This is a genomic window from Burkholderia sp. SIMBA_051 (assembly GCF_046534915.1).
GTDB classification, from domain to species: domain Bacteria; phylum Pseudomonadota; class Gammaproteobacteria; order Burkholderiales; family Burkholderiaceae; genus Burkholderia; species Burkholderia ambifaria.
Genome location: NZ_JAWRXS010000009.1, coordinates 338,739 through 356,071 on the forward strand (window position 1 = coordinate 338,739; position 17,333 = coordinate 356,071).

Annotated in this window: 13 protein-coding genes; 11 read left to right on the forward strand and 2 right to left on the reverse strand. The window is 68.6% G+C overall.

The genetic code is table 11. The features are described 5' to 3' along the window. Positions 1-98: 98 nt before the first annotated feature. Entirely contained in the window at positions 99-1,136 is a 1,038-nt protein-coding gene (locus tag SB771_RS23560) for a LacI family DNA-binding transcriptional regulator (RefSeq protein WP_126226274.1), read from the reverse strand. A 190-nt stretch (positions 1,137-1,326) separates the two neighbouring features. Between SB771_RS23560 and SB771_RS23565 the strand changes: the two genes are divergently transcribed. The 5 genes from SB771_RS23565 to SB771_RS23585 all read left to right on the forward strand — a co-directional run bounded on the left by SB771_RS23565 (position 1,327) and on the right by SB771_RS23585 (position 7,686). Beyond that, complete coding sequence (locus SB771_RS23565; RefSeq protein ID WP_175659936.1) at positions 1,327-2,475, forward strand: ABC transporter ATP-binding protein; 1,149 nt, start codon at positions 1,327-1,329, stop codon at positions 2,473-2,475. A gap of 8 nt (positions 2,476-2,483) precedes the next feature. Beyond that, positions 2,484-4,475: a beta-galactosidase gene (locus SB771_RS23570; protein ID WP_175659935.1), complete on the forward strand. Its 1,992-nt coding sequence runs from the start codon at positions 2,484-2,486 to the stop codon at positions 4,473-4,475. 67 nt (positions 4,476-4,542) lie between these two features. Next, positions 4,543-5,802, forward strand: coding sequence for an ABC transporter substrate-binding protein (locus SB771_RS23575; RefSeq protein WP_175659934.1), 1,260 nt, complete (start codon positions 4,543-4,545; stop codon positions 5,800-5,802). Between the two features lie 60 nt (positions 5,803-5,862). Continuing rightward, positions 5,863-6,813, forward strand: a complete 951-nt coding sequence (locus tag SB771_RS23580; protein WP_175659933.1) for a carbohydrate ABC transporter permease — start codon at positions 5,863-5,865, stop codon at positions 6,811-6,813. 21 nt (positions 6,814-6,834) lie between these two features. Next, positions 6,835-7,686, forward strand: a complete 852-nt coding sequence (locus SB771_RS23585) for a carbohydrate ABC transporter permease (protein ID WP_006753189.1) — start codon at positions 6,835-6,837, stop codon at positions 7,684-7,686. Between the two features lie 116 nt (positions 7,687-7,802). Here the strand turns inward: SB771_RS23585 and glcC are convergent, their stop codons facing one another. Further along, on the reverse strand, positions 7,803-8,573 hold the full coding sequence (glcC, locus tag SB771_RS23590; protein WP_011659877.1) for a transcriptional regulator GlcC: 771 nt from the start codon (positions 8,571-8,573) through the stop codon (positions 7,803-7,805). Between the two features lie 224 nt (positions 8,574-8,797). Between glcC and glcD the strand changes: the two genes are divergently transcribed. From glcD to SB771_RS23620, 6 genes are all read left to right on the forward strand, one after another. After that, entirely contained in the window at positions 8,798-10,297 is a 1,500-nt protein-coding gene (glcD, locus tag SB771_RS23595) for a glycolate oxidase subunit GlcD (protein ID WP_175659932.1), read from the forward strand. Then, on the forward strand, positions 10,297-11,379 hold the full coding sequence (glcE, locus tag SB771_RS23600) for a glycolate oxidase subunit GlcE (protein WP_175659931.1): 1,083 nt from the start codon (positions 10,297-10,299) through the stop codon (positions 11,377-11,379). The genes glcD and glcE overlap by 1 nt, the downstream gene beginning before the upstream one ends. Positions 11,380-11,403: 24 nt before the next feature. After that, positions 11,404-12,624: a glycolate oxidase subunit GlcF gene (gene glcF, locus SB771_RS23605; protein ID WP_175659930.1), complete on the forward strand. Its 1,221-nt coding sequence runs from the start codon at positions 11,404-11,406 to the stop codon at positions 12,622-12,624. A gap of 22 nt (positions 12,625-12,646) precedes the next feature. After that, positions 12,647-13,051, forward strand: a complete 405-nt coding sequence (locus SB771_RS23610; RefSeq protein WP_105832536.1) for a GlcG/HbpS family heme-binding protein — start codon at positions 12,647-12,649, stop codon at positions 13,049-13,051. A 36-nt stretch (positions 13,052-13,087) separates the two neighbouring features. Then, positions 13,088-15,262: a malate synthase G gene (locus SB771_RS23615; protein ID WP_175659929.1), complete on the forward strand. Its 2,175-nt coding sequence runs from the start codon at positions 13,088-13,090 to the stop codon at positions 15,260-15,262. A gap of 486 nt (positions 15,263-15,748) precedes the next feature. Beyond that, entirely contained in the window at positions 15,749-17,311 is a 1,563-nt protein-coding gene (locus SB771_RS23620; RefSeq protein ID WP_175659928.1) for a GGDEF domain-containing protein, read from the forward strand. Positions 17,312-17,333 lie beyond the last annotated feature (22 nt).

Consider the following 17,333-nt stretch of genomic DNA (forward strand, 5'->3'; position numbering starts at 1 on the left):
CGACGGGCATCGCGCGCCGGACGCAAACCGTGCGTGCGGTGCGCGGAAAGCCACCCGGGCATGTCCGCCCGTTGCGGCAAGGTGCGCGTCGACCCTCGCTACATAAAGCGTCGCCCCGACACCTCCGCCGTCGTGCCACGCACCACCAACCGCGGCAACGACGCGATCCGCACGCGCGACGCATCGTCGATCCGACCGCCCGCCTCGCGCAGCGCGTTGAGCAGTTCGACCGCGAGCCCGGCGGCCTCGGCGGTCGGGATCGCAACCGTCGTCAACGTGGGACGCGTGTCGCTCGCCAGATGAATATCGGTAATGCCGACGATCGACAGGTCGTCGGGCACGCGCCGGCCGCGATCGGCCGCCGCGTGCAGCGCGCCGATCGCGGGCAGGTCGTTGGTCGCGACCAGCGCGGTCAGCCCGGGATGCGCGTCGAGCAGCCGGCCCGCCGCGCGCACGCCGCCTTCGATCGAATCGGAATCGGGCCCGGCCGCGACGATCGACGCGTCGAGCCCCGCTTCGCGCATCACGTCGACGAAGCCGTCATAGCGCGCCGCCTGCACGCCGCTCGCCGACCCGCCGACGATCACGCCGATCGTCCGGTGCCCGAGTTCGAGCAGATGCCGCGTCGCGATCCGCCCGGCTTCGCGGAAATCCACCGCCACGCACGGCAACCCTTCGGGCGGCGCATCGGGCCGCTCCCACAGACACAGCACGACCGGCACGCCGCGCCGCGCGACGTCGGCCAGATCCGGCAAGTGCAGGTTCGCGTTGGTCACGAGAATGCCTTCGGAAATCGTGCCGGCGATCTGGTCGAGATACGCTCTGCCCTGCAATGGGTCTTCGTTCGTATTGCAGACGATCAGGAACTGCCCGTTGCGACGCACCGCGCGCTCGACCGCGAGCGCGAACTCCGGATAGAACGGGTTCGCGATGCTCGATACCATCAGCGCGACCGTCGGCGCGCGCCCTTCCGCGAGTGCCCGCGCCGCGAGATGCGGCCGGTACCCGAGCGCCTGCACGGCTTCGAGCACGCGCGCGCGGGTGGCTTCGCCAACCCGGCCGCGGTTGCGCAGCACGTTCGAGACCGTCGCGGCCGTCACGCCGGCGCGGCGGGCCACTTCATCGAGTGTCGCCATGACTTGCTCACTATATGAGACGTTGATCCAGTATTTGCTTCGCTCACCGAAGCGGCGCACTATCGCCGCACACCCTGCCGCCCGACCGACGGGCGCGACTCGGCCGCGATCGCTATCGGCTCTTTTTTTGATCGCGATGATTAAGCGCTTAAGCACTGATGAAAGCGCATTAGAACATGGAGCGGAGACAATGGCGAGCATCTCGATGCGGCGCGTGCAGAAAGCCTATGGCGAGCACGCGCCGGTCATTCGCGACGTCGATCTGGAGATCGGCGCGCACGAGTTCTGCGTGTTCCTCGGGCCGTCCGGCTGCGGCAAGTCGACCCTGCTGCGGATGATCGCGGGCCTCGAGGACCTGAGCGACGGCGAGCTGTCGATCGACGGCCGCCGCGTCGACGACGTGCCGGCCGCCGAGCGCGGCGTCGCGATGGTGTTCCAGAGCTACGCGCTGTTTCCGCACATGACGGTCTACGAGAACATGGCGTTCGGGCTGAAGCTCGCGCGCGTGCCGAAGGCCGAGATCGACCGGAAGGTGCGCGACGCCGCGCGAATCCTGCAGCTCGATACGCTGCTCGAGCGCAAGCCGAAGGCGCTGTCCGGCGGCCAGCGGCAGCGCGTCGCGATCGGCCGCGCGATCGTGCGCGAGCCCGGCGTGTTCCTGTTCGACGAACCGCTGTCGAATCTCGACGCGGCGCTGCGCGGCCAGACGCGCATCGAAATCGCGAAGCTGCACCGGCAGTTCGAACGCGCGAGCGTCGTCTACGTGACGCACGACCAGACCGAAGCGATGACGCTCGCCGACAAGATCGTGCTGCTGCACGCCGGCGCCGACACCGCGCAGCACGGCAGCATCGCGCAGATCGGCGCGCCGCTCGACCTCTATCACCATCCCGCCAGCCGCTTCGTCGCCGGCTTCATCGGCTCGCCGCGGATGAACTTCCTGCCGGCCGTCGTCACCGCCTGCGACGCGCGACACACGACCGTCACCGTCGTGCCGTCCGGCGAAACCTTCACGCTGCCGCGCGACGGCGCCGCGCTCGCGCCGGGCGCGACCGTCACGCTCGGCATCCGCCCCGAACACCTGACGCTCGGCGCCGCGCACGACGCGACGACGCTCGCGCGCGACGTCGCGCTCGTCGAACGCCTCGGCGAGCAGACCTACGTGCACCTCGACCAGCCCGGCGGCACGCCGCTGATCGCGAAGGTGCCCGGCGACGCGCCGCTGCGCATCGGCGAGCGCGTGCACGCGCAGGCGCCGGCCGCGGCCTGTCACCTCTTCACCGAAGACGGCCGCGCGGTGCCCGCGCGCGCCGACGTTCCCGTCCACCACTACGCATAAGGATCGGCATGCGCCTCGGAGTCTGTTACTACCCGGAACACTGGCCGGAATCGATGTGGGCCGACGACGCCCGCCGGATGAACGCGCTCGGCATCGCGCAAGTGCGGATCGCCGAATTCGCGTGGAGCCGCATCGAGCCGTCGCCGGGCGAATACGACTGGGGCTGGCTCGACCGCGCGGTCGACGTGCTCGGCGCGGCCGGCCTCGAGATCGTGATGTGCACGCCGACCGCGACGCCGCCGAAATGGCTCGTCGACCGTCACCCCGACATCCTCGCGATCGGCGCGGACGGCCGGCCGCGCGGGTTCGGTTCGCGCCGCCACTACGACTTCTCGTCGCCGACCTATCTGGAAGCCTCGCGCCGCATCTGCACGGCCGTCGCCGAACGCTACGGACGCCACCCGGCCGTCCGCTACTGGCAGACCGACAACGAGCTCGGTTGCCACCAGACGGTGGTCAGCTATTCGCCCGCCGCGCTCGTGCGCTTTCGCGAATGGCTGAAGGCGCGCTACGGCACGATCGACGCGCTGAACCGCGCGTGGGGCACCGTGTTCTGGAGCATGGAGTACCGGCATTTCGACGAAGTCGACGCGCCCATCGGCACCGTGACCGAAGCGCATCCGTCGCATCGCCTCGACTACCGGCGCTTCGCGTCCGACGAGGTCGCGCGCTATCACCGGATGCAGGTCGACGTGATCCGCGCGCATTCGCCGGGCCGGCCCGTCGCGCACAACTTCATGCAACTGTTCACCGAGTTCGATCATTACGAAGTGGCGCGCGACCTCGACATCGCGACGTGGGACAGCTATCCGCTCGGCGCGCTCGAGGAGCAATGGTTCGCGCCCGAGCTGAAAGCGCGCTGGCTGCGCACCGGCCATCCGGATTTCGCGTCGTTCAATCACGATCTCTATCGCGGGATGTCGAAGCTGCCGTTCTGGGTGATGGAGCAGCAGCCGGGGCCCGTGAACTGGGCGCAATGGAACCCCGCGCCGCTGCCGGGCATGGTGCGCCTGTGGAGCTGGGAAGCGTTCGCGCATGGCGCCGGCTGCGTGTCGTACTTCCGCTGGCGGCAGGCGCCGTTCGCGCAGGAGCAGATGCATGCGGGCCTGCACACGCCGGACGACCAGCTCGACGAAGGCGGCCGCGAAGCGCAGCGCGTCGCGCGCGAAATCGCGACCGTGCTCGACGCCGGCGCCGATGCCGACGCGAACGGCGCGGTGCGCGCCCCCGTCGCGCTGGTGTTCGACTATGAAGCGAAGTGGCTGTTCGAAGTGCAGCCGCAAGGCGCCGATTTCCACTACCCGCGCTGCGCGTTCGAATACTACTCGGCGCTGCGTTCGCTCGGCCTCGACGTCGACGTGATCTCCGCGCATGCGCCGCTCGACGGCTACCGGCTCGTCGTCGTGCCGCCGCTGCCGATCGTGCCGGACGACTTCGCGGCACGGCTCGCCGCATCGGGCGCGCATGCGGTGTTCGGCCCGCGCACCGGTTCGAAGACGGCCGACCTGCAGATTCCGCCGACGCTGCCGCCCGGCCCGCTCGCGTCGATCCTGCCGCTGCGCGTGTGGCGCGTCGAGTCGCTGCGGCCGAACGTGACCGAGCGGGTCGACGGCACGTTGCGCGACGGCTCGGCGTTCACCGGCGACGCACGCCGCTGGCGCGACCTCGTCGAGCTGCGCGACGACGCACCCAGCGTCGTGCGTGCGCGCTTCGCCGACGGTCATCCGGCCTGCGTGTCGCACGGCGCGCTGCACTACTGGGCCGCGCTGTTCGACGACGCGACCACCGCGCGCCTGTTCGCCGACGTCGCGGCCGAAGCCGGCCTGACACCGTCGCCGCTCGGCGACGGCGTGCGCGTGAGCCGACGCGGCGGCCTGACCTACGTATTCAATTACGGCGGCACGCCGCACACGCTCGATGGCGTGCCGCCGTCCGCGTTCGTGGTCGGCGCCGCGCAGGTCGAACCGCAAGGCGTCGCCGTGTATCGAAGCCGTTCGTAGCAACCGCCCCCGGCGCCGCGACGCGCCGGTCACGCACAACGACAGACACACAGGACTGGAGACACACATGACACATCGCCCCCTTCGCGTCGCCGCCCGGCTTGCGACCGCCGCCGCCATCGCGTTCGCTTCGCTCGGCGCCGCGGCGCCGGCCGGCGCGGGCACGCTGACGATCAACATCGCGTTCAAGGGCGCCAGCCAGCGCGCGGTCTGGCAGTCGACGATCGAGGCGTTCCACAAGGCCCATCCGGACATCGACGTGAAGCCCACCTTCGTCGACGAGGAAGCGTACAAGGTGCAGCTCCCCGCGTGGCTCACGACCGTCGCGCCCGACGTGGTCAACTGGCACGCGGGCGAGCGCATGGCGTACTACGCGAAGCGCGGGCTGTTCGAGGACCTGAGTGGCGACTGGGCGAAGAACGGCTGGGACGCGATGTACGCGTCGACGCGCAGCGCATCGTCGTACAACGGCAAGCAATACGCGGCGCCGACCGTCTATTACTCGTGGGGGCTGTTCTACCGCAAGGACCTGTTCCGCAAGGTCGGCATCGCCGACGAGCCGAAGACCTGGGATCAGTTTCTCGACGCATGCAAGAAGCTGAAGGCGGCCGGCATCACGCCGATCGCGGTCGGCGGCCGCGACGCGTGGACGCTCGCCGGCTGGTTCGACTATCTCGACCTGCGCCTGAACGGCAACGCGTTCCACCAGCAGCTGATGGCCGGCGACGTGCCGTACACCGACCCACGCGTGAAGAAGGTCTACACGACGTGGAAATCGCTGATCGACTCGGGCTACTTCATCGACAACGCGCTGTCCTACGATCTCGACGGCGCGCAGCCGTTCCTGTTCCAGGGCAAGGCCGCGATGATGCTGATGGGCACCTTCATCGCGGCGGGCTTTCCGCCGAACGTGAAGCAGGAAATGGGCTATTACCGCTTTCCGATCATCGACGCGAAGGTGCCGACCGCCGAGGACGGCCCGGTCGAATCGCTGCACATCCCGACCAAGGCGAAGAACAAGGCCGACGCGCATACGTTCCTCGCGTTCGTCGAAACGCCCGAGATGGGGGCGAAGCTCGCGGAAGGGCTCGGCTCGCTGTCGGCCAACAGCAAGTCGCCGGAGCCGGCCGATCCGATTTCGCGGATCGGCTTCCGGATCCTCGCCGACACCAAGGGCGGCGTCGCGCAGTTCTACGACCGCGACATGACCAAGGAGATGGCCGACGAAGGGATGAAGGGGATGCAGCAGTTCCTCGCGAATCCCGCACAGCTCGATACCGTGCTCGCGCAGCTCGAACAGACCCGCAAGCGGATCTACAAGAAGTAACCGCGTGACCCAGGCGGCGGCCGCGTGTGCGTGCCGCCGTGTCCGCCCAGGAGGCTTGCCGTGTCCCGTCCGATCACGTCCACCCCGCCCGCCGGCGCCGGCGCCACGCCGCCGCGCGGCGCATCCGCCGCCACCGCGCGGCCCGCGCGCCGCCCGTCGCCCGCCGTGCGGCGGCAACAGCGCGCCGCGTGGCTCTTTCTCGCGCCCGCGTGCGCGATGGTTGCCGTCTATGTGATCTGGCCGATCCTGTCGACGCTGTGGCTGAGCCTCTGCAACTGGGACGGGATGACCGAGCGCACGTTCGTCGGTCTCGCGAACTACGTCGAGCTGCTGCATGCGCCGACCTTCTACACCGCGCTGCGCAACAACGTGATCTGGCTTGCGCTGTTCATGCTCGCGCCGCCGCTCGGCCTCGCGCTCGCGCTGTACCTGAACCAGGCGGTGGCCGGCATCCGGCTCGTGAAATCGCTGTTCTTCGCGCCGTTCGTGCTGTCCGGCGTGGTCGTCGGCCTGATCTTCTCGTGGTTCTACGATCCGACCTTCGGGCTGCTCGCACTGATCGCCGGACACGGGATCCCGGTGCTCGGCGATGCGCGCTATGCGACGTTCGGCATCGTGTTCGCCGCGCTGTGGCCGCAAACCGCGTACTGCATGATCCTGTATCTCACCGGCCTCACGTCGGTCAACCCGGAGCAGATCGAAGCGGCGCGGATGGAAGGCGCGCGCGGCTTCGCGCTGCTGTGGCACGTCGTGCTGCCGCAGTTGCGCCCGACGACGTTCATGGCGATCGTCGTCACGGTGATCGGCGCGCTGCGCAGCTTCGACCTGATTTCGGTGATGACGGGCGGCGGCCCGTTCGAGAGCTCGACCGTGCTCGCGTATTACATGTACGACCAGGCGATCAAGTACTACCGGCTCGGCTATTCCGCGTCGATCGCGGTCGTGCTGTTCGCGATCATGCTCGTCTACATCGTGTTCCAGTTGCGCCGCATGCTGCGCAACGAGCAGTGACCTACCGGGAGTGCATTCATCATGTTTCCGACACCCGTTGCCCACTGGAAGCCGGTCTCGCGCAGGCTGTACAAGCTGTCGCTGCCCGTCGCGCTCGTGATCTGGCTGCTGCCGATGATCGCGGTGTTCGTCACGTCGGTGCGCTCGACCGAGGAGCTGGTCGAAGGTCACTACTGGGGCTGGCCGCGGCACTTCTCGATGATCAGCAACTATCGCGACGCGCTGACCACGTCGCCGATGCTGCATTACTTCTGGAACAGCGTGCAGATCACGGTGCCGTCGGTGATCGGGTCGATCGCGCTCGCGGCGATGGCGGGCTTTGCGCTTGCGACCTACAAGTTTCGCGGGAGTACCGCGCTGTTCGGCACGTTCGTCGCGGGGAATTTCGTGCCGGTGCAGGTGTTGATGATTCCAGTGCGGGACTTGTCGCTTCGGCTCGGCGTGTTCAACACCGTCGAGGCGCTGATCCTGTTTCATGTCGCGTTTCAGACGGGGTTCTGCACGCTGTTTCTGCGTAACTTCATCAAGCAGTTGCCGTTCGAATTGATCGAGGCGGCGCGGATTGAAGGGGCGGGGGAATGGACGGTGTTCTGGCGGATCGTGTTGCCGCTGATCCGGCCTGCGTTGGCCGCGCTCGCGATCCTCGTGTTCACGTTCGTGTGGAACGACTACTTCTGGGCGCTGTGTCTCACGCAAGGCGACGAGGCCGCGCCGATCACCGCGGGCGTTGCCGCGTTGAAGGGGCAGTGGACGACGTCGTGGAATCTCGTGTCGGCCGGGTCGATTCTCGCCGCGTTGCCGTCGGTCGCGATGTTCTTCGCGATGCAGAAGCATTTTGTGGCAGGGCTGACCTTCGGGGCGACGAAAGGTTGAGCCGGCGCTGATCGCAGATTCTGATCTCCTCCTCTTCATCGAGAGGTTGCCCGCTTCGGCGGGCTTTTTTTCATTCTGCCGGGTTTGACGGTGCGGTGAATATTGAATCGCGCGGTTCAGGTCCATCCTTCGAGCCGCAACGTCGACCGCACAAGCCGCTGCTCCTCTTGCTCAATCTCGCGCAGATAGTCGACGCACTGCCGGATATGCTCGCTCGCGGCCTTGCGCGCCTGGTCAGGCAGCCGCCCTGTCACTGCGTTGTAGAGCCGCGCATGCTGCCGATCGATCTGCTTCTTCAACGGCTCGCGATGATAGAGGTTGTTCACCGACGCAAACACGGAACTGAGCAGCAGATCCGTCAACGACTGCAGCGTATTCACAAGCACCGGATTGTGCGACGCCTCGCAAATCGCGAGATGAAACGCATGATCGAGTTTCGCCCGCGCCGCCGGATCGAGATCCTGCGCATCGGCCGCCGTCATCTCCTCATAGCGGCGCTTGATCAGGATGAAATCGGCGGGCGTACCGCGCAGCGCCGCGAGCCGCGCGGCTTCGGTCTCGAGCATCCCGCGCACCTCGAACAGGTCGTACAGCGTGCGCGGCTGCGAGCCGAGCAGATGCATCATCGGCGAGACTTCGCGCTGCGGGGTCAGGCTCGCGACGAACGAACCCTTGCCGTGCGTCGTGTCGATGATCCCGCGCGCCCGCAGCAGCTTCATCCCTTCGCGCACGGCCGTGCGCGACACGCCGAGCTTCTCGGTAAGCCGCCGCTCGGACGGCAGCGCCTGTCCGGCCTTCAGCACGCCGTCGACGATCAGCTGCTCGATCCGCTCGGCGACGACATCGGCGACATTGCGCGCCGGCGCTTGGCGAACTTGCGTTTCCATACTGGTATGACCACTTCGGGAAGATATCGCCGATTTTCTCACAAACCCTTGTGTCGATTGGGTTTCCCGTCACCGCAAACCCCACCCGCCAGGCCCACTTCGAAAAACTGGTACGACCACGTTCGCGACGTCTGGACACGCACCCGGCCGCCCGCCAAGAATGCCGTTCATCCGGCGCGCCGCGCATCCCGCGGCCGCCTGCATGGTGGAGACGGAGACACACGATGAGTTTCATCTACGACGAACGGATCGACGGCCCGCTGGCGACCGTCGACCGCGACACACTCGTCGCCGCGCTCGGTGCGGCGGCGCCCGGCCTCGACGTGCTGCACGAGCGCGAGGCGCTGAAGCCGTTCGAATGCGACGGCCTCGCCGCGTACCGCACGGTGCCGCTCGCGGTCGTGCTGCCCGACACGGTCGAGCAGGTGCGCGCGGTGCTGCGCGTCGCGGCCGCGCACGGCGTGCCGGTCGTCGCGCGCGGCGCGGGCACCGGTCTATCGGGCGGCGCGATGCCGCTCGAAAAAGGCATCCTGCTCGTGATGGCGAAGTTCAACCGGATTCTCGAGATCGATGCCGACGCCGGCATCGCGCGCGTGCAGCCCGGCGTGCACAACCTCGCGATCTCGCAGGCCGCCGCACCCTACGACCTCTACTACGCACCGGACCCGTCGTCGCAGATCGCCTGCTCGATCGGCGGCAACGTCGCCGAAAACGCGGGCGGCGTGCACTGCCTGAAATACGGGCTGACGGTGCACAACATCCTGAAGGTCGAGATCCTGACGATCGACGGCGACTTGCTGACGCTCGGCGCCGACGCGCTCGACGCACCCGGCTTCGATCTGCTCGCGCTGTTCACCGGCTCCGAAGGCATGCTCGGCATCGTCACCGAGGTGACGGTGAAGCTGCTGCCGAAACCGCCGAGCGTGAGGGTGCTGATGGCGAGCTTCGACGACGTCGCCGAAGCCGGCGCGGCGGTCGCGCGGATCATCGGCGCGGGCGTGATCCCGGGCGGGCTCGAGATGATGGACAACCTCGCGATCCGCGCGGCCGAGGACTTCATCCACGCAGGCTACCCGGTCGATGCGCAGGCGATCCTGCTGTGCGAACTCGACGGCGCGGCGACCGATGTCGAAGCGGACGCCGAACGCGTCGCCGCGCTGCTGCGCGACGCCGGCGCGTCGGAGATCCGGGTCGCACGCGACGAGGCCGAGCGGCAGCGCTTCTGGGCCGGCCGCAAGAACGCGTTTCCGGCGGTCGGCCGCATGTCGCCCGACTACTACTGCATGGACGGCACGATCCCGCGCCGCGAGCTGCCGCGCGTGCTTGAAGGGATCGCCGCGTTGTCCGCGCAATACGCGCTGCCGGTCGCGAACGTGTTCCATGCGGGCGACGGCAACATGCATCCGCTGATCCTGTTCGACGCGAACCGTCCCGGCGAACTCGACCGCGCGGAAGCACTCGGCGGCAAGATCCTCGAGCTGTGCGTCGCGGTGGGCGGCAGCATCACCGGCGAACACGGCGTCGGGCGCGAGAAGATCAACCAGATGTGCGTGCAGTTCAACGCCGACGAAATCACGTTCTTCCACGCGGTGAAGGCCGCGTTCGATCCGCGCCGCCTGCTCAATCCCGGCAAGAACATCCCGACGCTGCACCGTTGCGCCGAATTCGGCGCGATGCACGTCCATCACGGCAAGCTGCCGTTCCCCGACCTGGAGCGCTTCTGATGCGACGCGAACGCGAACCCGAATCGATCGACGATAGCGCGGCGCTCGTCGCGCAGGTCGACGCCGCGATCCACGCTCGCCAGCCGCTGCTCATCCGCGGCGCGGGCACGAAGTCCTTTCTCGGCCGCGCCGTCGAAGGCCGCACGCTCGACGTGCGCACGCACCGCGGCATCGTCGCGTACGACCCGACCGAGCTTGTGATCACCGCGCGCGCGGGCACGCCGCTCGTCGAACTCGAGGCGATGCTCGACGCGGCCGGCCAGATGCTGCCGTGCGAGCCGCCCACGTTCGGCGGCGCGGCCACGGTCGGCGGCATGTTCTCGGCCGCGCTGTCGGGGCCGCGCCGCCCGTGGGCCGGCGCGGTGCGCGATTTCGTGCTCGGATGCCGCGTGATCACCGGCCACGCGAAGCACTTGCGCTTCGGCGGCGAGGTGATGAAGAACGTCGCGGGCTACGACGTATCGCGGCTGCTCGCGGGCAGCTTCGGCTGCCTCGGCGTCGTGACGGAAGTGTCGCTGAAGGTGCTGCCGAAGCCGCGCGCGAGCCGCGATCTCGCATTGCCGCTCACGGCAACCGAAGCCGTGCAGCTCGTGGCCGGATGGCGTCGCGCGGGGCTGCCGCTCGCGGGCGCCTGCCATGCGGACGGCGTGCTGCGCGTGCGGCTCGAAGGCGGCGAGGGCTCGGTGAAGGCCGCGCGCGACACGATCGGCGGCGAGAACATGGACGATCGCGCCGACGGCTTCTGGGGCCGGCTGCGCGACCTGTCCTTGCCGTTCTTCGACGATCCGCGCCCGCTGTGGCGCGTGTCGGTGCCGGCCGCCGCGCCGCTCGATGCGCTGCCCGGCGCGCTGCTGGTCGACTGGGGCGGCGCGCAGCGCTGGCAGAAGAGCGACGCCGCGCCGGCCGACGTGCAGCGATTCGCCGCGCAGTGGGGCGGCCATGCGATCAGCTTCACGCTCGGCGCGACGCACGAGCCGTTCCAGCCGCTGCCGGCCGCGCTGCTGCGCGTGCACCGGCAGCTGAAGGCACAACTCGATCCGCACGCGATCTTCAATCCGGGCCGCCTGTACGCGGACCTCTGACGCCCACCCGACTGCGAACCGCCGATGCAAACCAATCTCAGCGAAGCAAGCAAGGCCCTCGACCGGGCCGACGAAGCGGAAGCGATCCTGCGCGCGTGCGTGCACTGCGGCTTCTGCAACGCGACCTGCCCGACCTATCAGGTGCTCGGCAACGAGCTCGACGGGCCGCGCGGACGCATCTACCTGATCAAGCAAATGCTCGAAGGCGAGCCGTGCGGCGAGCGCACGCAGCAGCATCTCGACCGTTGCCTGACCTGCCGCAACTGCGAAACGACCTGCCCGTCCGGCGTGCGCTATCACACGCTGCTCGACATCGGCCGCGCGGAAGCCGAGAAGCGCGCGCGGCGTCCGGCGCGCGAGCGCCTGCTGCGCGCCGGCCTGCGTCACGTCGTACCGCGGCCGGCGACGTTCGCCGCGCTGCTGAAGGCGGGCCGCGCGCTGCGCCCGCTGCTGCCCGGCACGCTGCAGGACAAGATCCCGGCCACCGTGCCGGCGGCCGCGCCGCGCCCGCCGGTGCGCCATGCACGACGCGTGCTGATGCTCGAAGGCTGCGTGCAGCCTTCGTTGTCGCCGAACACCAACGCGGCCGCGGCCCGCGTGCTCGACCGGCTCGGCATCAGCGTGACGCCGGCCCGCGAAGCCGGCTGCTGCGGCGCGACCGAATATCACCTGAACGCGCAGGAGGCCGGGCTCGCACGCGCACGCCACAACATCGATGCGTGGTGGCCCGCGATCGAGGCCGGCGCGGAAGCGATCGTACTGACGGCAAGCGGCTGCGGCGCGTTCGTGAAGGAATACGGCGACCTGCTGCGCTCCGACCCCGCGTATGCGGACAAGGCGCGGCGCGTGAGCGCACTCGCGCGCGACCTCGCCGAAGTGATCGCGGCCGAGCCGCTCGACGCGCTGGCCGACGCAGCGCCGCGCCGCGTCGCGGTGCACTGCCCGTGCACGCTGCAGCACGCGCAGCGGCTCGGCGGCGCGGTGGAAAGCATCCTGCGGCGGCTCGGCTTCGATCTGACGAATGTCGCCGACGGCCACCTGTGCTGCGGGTCGGCCGGCACCTATTCGCTGACGCAGCCCGAACTCGCGACCCGACTGCGCGACAACAGGCTCGACGCGCTCGAAGCCGCGCGGCCGGACCTGATTGTCACGGCCAACATCGGCTGCCAGACTCACCTGAACGGCGCGGGCCGTACGTCCGTGCGCCACTGGATCGAGCTCGTCGACAACCGATTGGTCAACTGACCGCTGATTCCGGAGGACTTCCATGCAAACGAAACCCGAACTCGAACTCGCCGACGTCGAGCGCATGCTCGCCGCCGCCCGTGCGGAAGCGGAGCACCACGGCTGGGCCGTGTCGATCGCCATCGTCGACGACGGCGGCCACCTGCTCGCGTTCGCGCGTCTCGACGGCGCATCGCCGGCCAGCAGCTACATCGCGCACGACAAGGCGCGCGCGGCGGCGCTCGGCCGGCGTGAGACGAAAGCGTATGAGGATATGATCAACGGTGGCCGCACCGCGTTTCTGAGCGTGCCGCTGACGGGCTTGCTCGAAGGCGGCGTGCCGGTCACGGTGGGCGGCCGCATTGCGGGCGCGATCGGTGTGTCTGGCGTAAAGTCCGAACAGGACGCCCAGATCGCCCGCGCCGGCACACAAAGCGTCGCGGCCTGATCCGCGCGCGTTTTTCATTCCCCGGGAGGAATCACGATGATCGACCAAGCAGGACTGCAAGTCGCGCCAGCGCTGAGCCAGTTCATTGAAAACGAAGCACTGCCGGGCACCGGTATCGACAAGGCCGCGTTCTGGAGCGGTTTCTCGGCGCTGGTGCACGACCTCGCGCCGCGCAACCGCGAACTGCTCGCGGAACGCGACCGCCTCCAGCACGAACTCGACACGTGGCATCGCGCGCATCCCGGCCCGGTGCGCGACCATGCCGCGTTTCGCGCGTTCCTCGAACAGATCGGCTACCTCGTGCCGGTCCCGTCGAACGTCGCGGCAGCCACCGCGAACGTCGACAGCGAGATCGCGACGCAGGCCGGCCCGCAGCTCGTCGTGCCGCTGTCGAACGCGCGCTATGCGCTGAACGCCGCGAACGCACGCTGGGGCAGCCTGTACGACGCGCTGTACGGCACCGATGCGCTGCCCGAGGACGGCGGCGCCGAACGCACGTCGGCCTACAACCCCACACGCGGCCAGCGCGTGATCGACTACGCGCGCAACGTGCTCGACAACGCGGCGCCGCTCGCGAGCGGCTCGCACCGCGACGCGCTGCGCTACCGCGTGGAGGACGGCCAGCTCGCCGTCGAGACCGGCAAGGGCGTCGTGCACCTCGCGCAGCCGGCGCAATTCGTCGGCTACCAGGGCGCGGCGGGCGCGCCGTCCGCGATCCTGCTGAAAAACAACGGCCTGCACATCGAGATCCAGATCGACGCGTCGACCCCCATCGGTCGCGCCGATCTCGCGAACGTGAAGGACGTCGTTCTGGAAGCCGCGGTCAGCACGATCATCGACTGCGAGGATTCGGTCGCGGCGGTCGACGCCGAAGACAAGGTCCAGCTGTATCGCAACTGGCTCGGGCTGATGCAGGGCACGCTGGTCGAGGAAGTCGCGAAGGGCGGCAAAAGCTTCACGCGCCGCCTGAACGCCGATCGCGAGTACACGACGCCGGCCGGCGGCACGCTGTCGCTGCACGGCCGCTCGCTGCTGTTCGTGCGCAACGTCGGCCACCTGATGACCAACGGCGCGGTGCTCGACCGCGACGGCAACGAGATTCCGGAAGGGATTCTCGACGGCGTCGTCACGACGCTGTGCGCGCTGCACGACCTGAAGGCCAAGCGCAATTCGCGCACGGGCTCGATCTACATCGTGAAGCCGAAGATGCACGGCCCCGTCGAAGTCGCGTTCGCCGACACGCTGTTCGCGCGCATCGAGGATCTGTACGGCCTGCCGCGCAACACGCTGAAGATGGGCATCATGGACGAGGAGCGCCGCACCAGCGTGAACCTCGCTGCGTGTATCGCGGCGGCCGCCGCGCGCGTCGCGTTCATCAATACCGGCTTCCTCGACCGCACCGGCGACGAGATGCACACCGCGATGGAAGCGGGCCCGATGATCCGCAAGGGCGAGATGAAGTCGTCGGCGTGGATCACCGCATACGAGCGCAACAACGTGCTCGCGGGCCTGTCGGCCGGCTTGCGCGGCCGCGCGCAGATCGGCAAGGGCATGTGGGCGATGCCGGACCTGATGCACGCGATGCTCGAGCAGAAGATCGCGCATCCGCGCGCCGGCGCGAACACCGCGTGGGTGCCGTCGCCGACCGCCGCGACGCTGCACGCGCTGCACTACCACCAGGTCGACGTGCAGGCCGTCCAGCAGGAGCTGGAAAAGACGCCCTACGCGAGCGAACGCGACGCGCTGCTCGAAGGGCTGTTGACCGTGCCGGTCGTCGAGCGCGCCGCCTGGAGCGAAAGCGAGATTCTGAGCGAGGTCGAGAACAACGCGCAGGGCATCCTCGGCTACGTCGTGCGCTGGGTCGAACAGGGCGTCGGCTGCTCGAAGGTGCCCGACATCCACGACGTCGGCCTGATGGAAGACCGCGCGACGCTGCGCATCTCGAGCCAGCACATCGCGAACTGGCTGCGCCATGGCGTGATCACCGAGGCGTTCGTGCTCGACGTGTTCAAGCGGATGGCGCGCGTCGTCGACCAGCAGAACGCGGGCGACCCGAACTACCGCCCGATGGCGCCCAACTACGACCAGTCGACCGCGTTCAAGGCCGCGTGCGCGCTGGCGCTGCAGGGCACGTCGCAGCCGAGCGGTTATACCGAGCCGCTGCTGCATCGGTTCCGGCTCGCGTTCAAGGCGCAACAACAAGGCGCGTGAGCGTTCGCATGCGGGCTTTCCCGCATGCGGTTTCACGAAACGGGCGGCCCATCTCGGCCGCCCGTTTTCATATACGGATTCACCCGGACGCTGAAAACGGATAATCGATGCGTGTCGCTCGACTTCGGCGCAGCGCCTTGCGCTGCAATGCTTCGGCGCGCGATCGGCAAGTCTCGGCCGGCGCGATAATTTGATCCCGATCAACGGCCTGCAACATATTTCGCGCTCGATAATGCCCGCGCTATACTCGGACCATTGGGCGCCGCGATTCGTCGGATCGTCGAATCGCGGCAGATCTATCTCGCCGGTGCGCCGGTAATCCGGCGGCTTATCCGGCTGCGATGATCGATGATCGCGCCCGCGTTTCCTGTCGGTCGGGCGGAATGCGTATCGGGGGCCGCGTAACGGATCGCCGCCGGCCAATCAATACGAACACAATCGCATCGGCCCGCCGCCCGGCGGCGATGCCCCCTCGATCCACGGACCATGGCAGAAACCGACTACGCAATGCCCAGCGAATCCGGCCGGACGGGCCGTGTCGCCGCTCATCTGCGCCGGCTCCTGCTGCCGCACCTGATCTTCTATTCGGGTCTGCTGCTCGGTCTGCTCCTGCTGCTGCTGTGCGCGATCGTGCTGTACGAGGCACGCATCGACGCGCGCGACCGTGCGCGCATCACCCAGCAGAACATCGCGTTGATGGCGTCGTGGGACATCGAGCGCAACATCGAGTTCTATGCGCTGTCGCTGCAGGCAGTCGTCGAAGGCGAGAACGATCCGGCGGTCGTCGCGCTGCCGATGCCGCTGCGCCGCCAGGTGCTGTTCGATCGCGCGACCACCGCCAAATATCTTGGCGGCATCTACGTGCTCGACGCGAACGGCGACATTGCGGTCGACGGCAAGAGCGACGTGCCGCGCAAGGCCAATTTCGGCAACGAACGGTATTTCACCGTGCATCGCGACCATCCGGACGTCGGCCTGTACGTCAGCGACCCGTACCATTCGCGGCTGCGCGCCGGCTCGCCGAGCATCGCGCTCAGCCGGCGCATCACGCGGCCCGACGGGTCGTTCGGCGGCGTCGCCGTGATATCGATCCGGCTCGAATATTTCCAGAACCTGTTCTCGCGCCTCGCGCTCGGCGATCGCGGGTCGATGGCGCTGATCAATACGTCCGGCCTGATGCTCGCGCGCCAGCCGTACGAACCGGCGATCGTCGGGCGCAACATCAGCAAGGCCAGCACGTTCCGGCACTTCATGACCGCCAGCGAAGGCAGCTTCTCCGACACCGCGTCGATCGACGGCGTGCGGCGCCTGTACGTGTTCCGGCACCTCGAGAACCTGCCGCTGATCATCATGGTCGCGCGCTCGGAAGCCGACACCTACGCCGCGTGGTACGACCGCGCGATCCCGATCGGCTCGGCGATGGCCGTGCTCGCGCTCGGCTTCGTCGGCCTGTCGCTGCTGCTCGACGTGCAGTTGCGCAAGCGTCACCGCGCGGAAACCGAACTGCAGGCGCTCGCGCGCACCGACGGCCTCACCGGCCTCGACAACCGCCGGATGCTCGACGTCACGCTCGCTCGCGAATGGCGCCGCGCGGCGCGTTCGCAGCACGCGCTGTCGCTGCTGTTCGTCGACGTCGACCACTTCAAGCGCTACAACGACACGCAGGGCCACCAGGCCGGCGACGACGCGCTCGCCGCGGTCGCCCGCTGCATCGCCGGCTGCCTGCGCCGGCCGGCCGACTATGCGGCCCGTTACGGCGGCGAGGAGTTCGTCGTCGTGCTGCCCAACGTCGACACGAACGGCGCCGTGACGATCGCCGAATCGATCCGCACCGGCATCCTCGATCTCGGCATTCGGCACGACACGGGCGTGTCCGGCCGCCTGACCGCGAGCATCGGCGTGACGACCTGCTATCCGGAACGCGACGACAGCATCCAGGCCGCGCTGAAGCTCGCCGACGACGCGCTGTACCGCGCGAAGGAATCCGGGCGCAATCAGGTCGTCGTACTGACGTCCTCGTCGGTCGAGCGCATGCCGCGGCGCGCCTGAGCGCGGCGTCGGCCCGGCCAGG

Excerpts from the sequence above, each read along its gene's own strand:
- SB771_RS23610 (WP_105832536.1), top strand. The coding sequence starts at position 12,647 with ATGCAAACGAAACCCGAACTCGAACTCGCCGACGTCGAGCGCATGCTC.
- SB771_RS23570 (WP_175659935.1), top strand. The coding sequence starts at position 2,484 with ATGCGCCTCGGAGTCTGTTACTACCCGGAACACTGGCCGGAATCGATG.
- glcF (WP_175659930.1), top strand. The coding sequence starts at position 11,404 with ATGCAAACCAATCTCAGCGAAGCAAGCAAGGCCCTCGACCGGGCCGAC.
- SB771_RS23615 (WP_175659929.1), top strand. The coding sequence starts at position 13,088 with ATGATCGACCAAGCAGGACTGCAAGTCGCGCCAGCGCTGAGCCAGTTC.
- glcD (WP_175659932.1), top strand. The coding sequence starts at position 8,798 with ATGAGTTTCATCTACGACGAACGGATCGACGGCCCGCTGGCGACCGTC.
- SB771_RS23575 (WP_175659934.1), top strand. The coding sequence starts at position 4,543 with ATGACACATCGCCCCCTTCGCGTCGCCGCCCGGCTTGCGACCGCCGCC.
- glcC (WP_011659877.1), bottom strand. The coding sequence starts at position 8,573 with ATGGAAACGCAAGTTCGCCAAGCGCCGGCGCGCAATGTCGCCGATGTC.
- glcE (WP_175659931.1), top strand. The coding sequence starts at position 10,297 with ATGCGACGCGAACGCGAACCCGAATCGATCGACGATAGCGCGGCGCTC.
- SB771_RS23565 (WP_175659936.1), top strand. The coding sequence starts at position 1,327 with ATGGCGAGCATCTCGATGCGGCGCGTGCAGAAAGCCTATGGCGAGCAC.
- SB771_RS23585 (WP_006753189.1), top strand. The coding sequence starts at position 6,835 with ATGTTTCCGACACCCGTTGCCCACTGGAAGCCGGTCTCGCGCAGGCTG.
- SB771_RS23560 (WP_126226274.1), bottom strand. The coding sequence starts at position 1,136 with ATGGCGACACTCGATGAAGTGGCCCGCCGCGCCGGCGTGACGGCCGCG.
- SB771_RS23620 (WP_175659928.1), top strand. The coding sequence starts at position 15,749 with ATGGCAGAAACCGACTACGCAATGCCCAGCGAATCCGGCCGGACGGGC.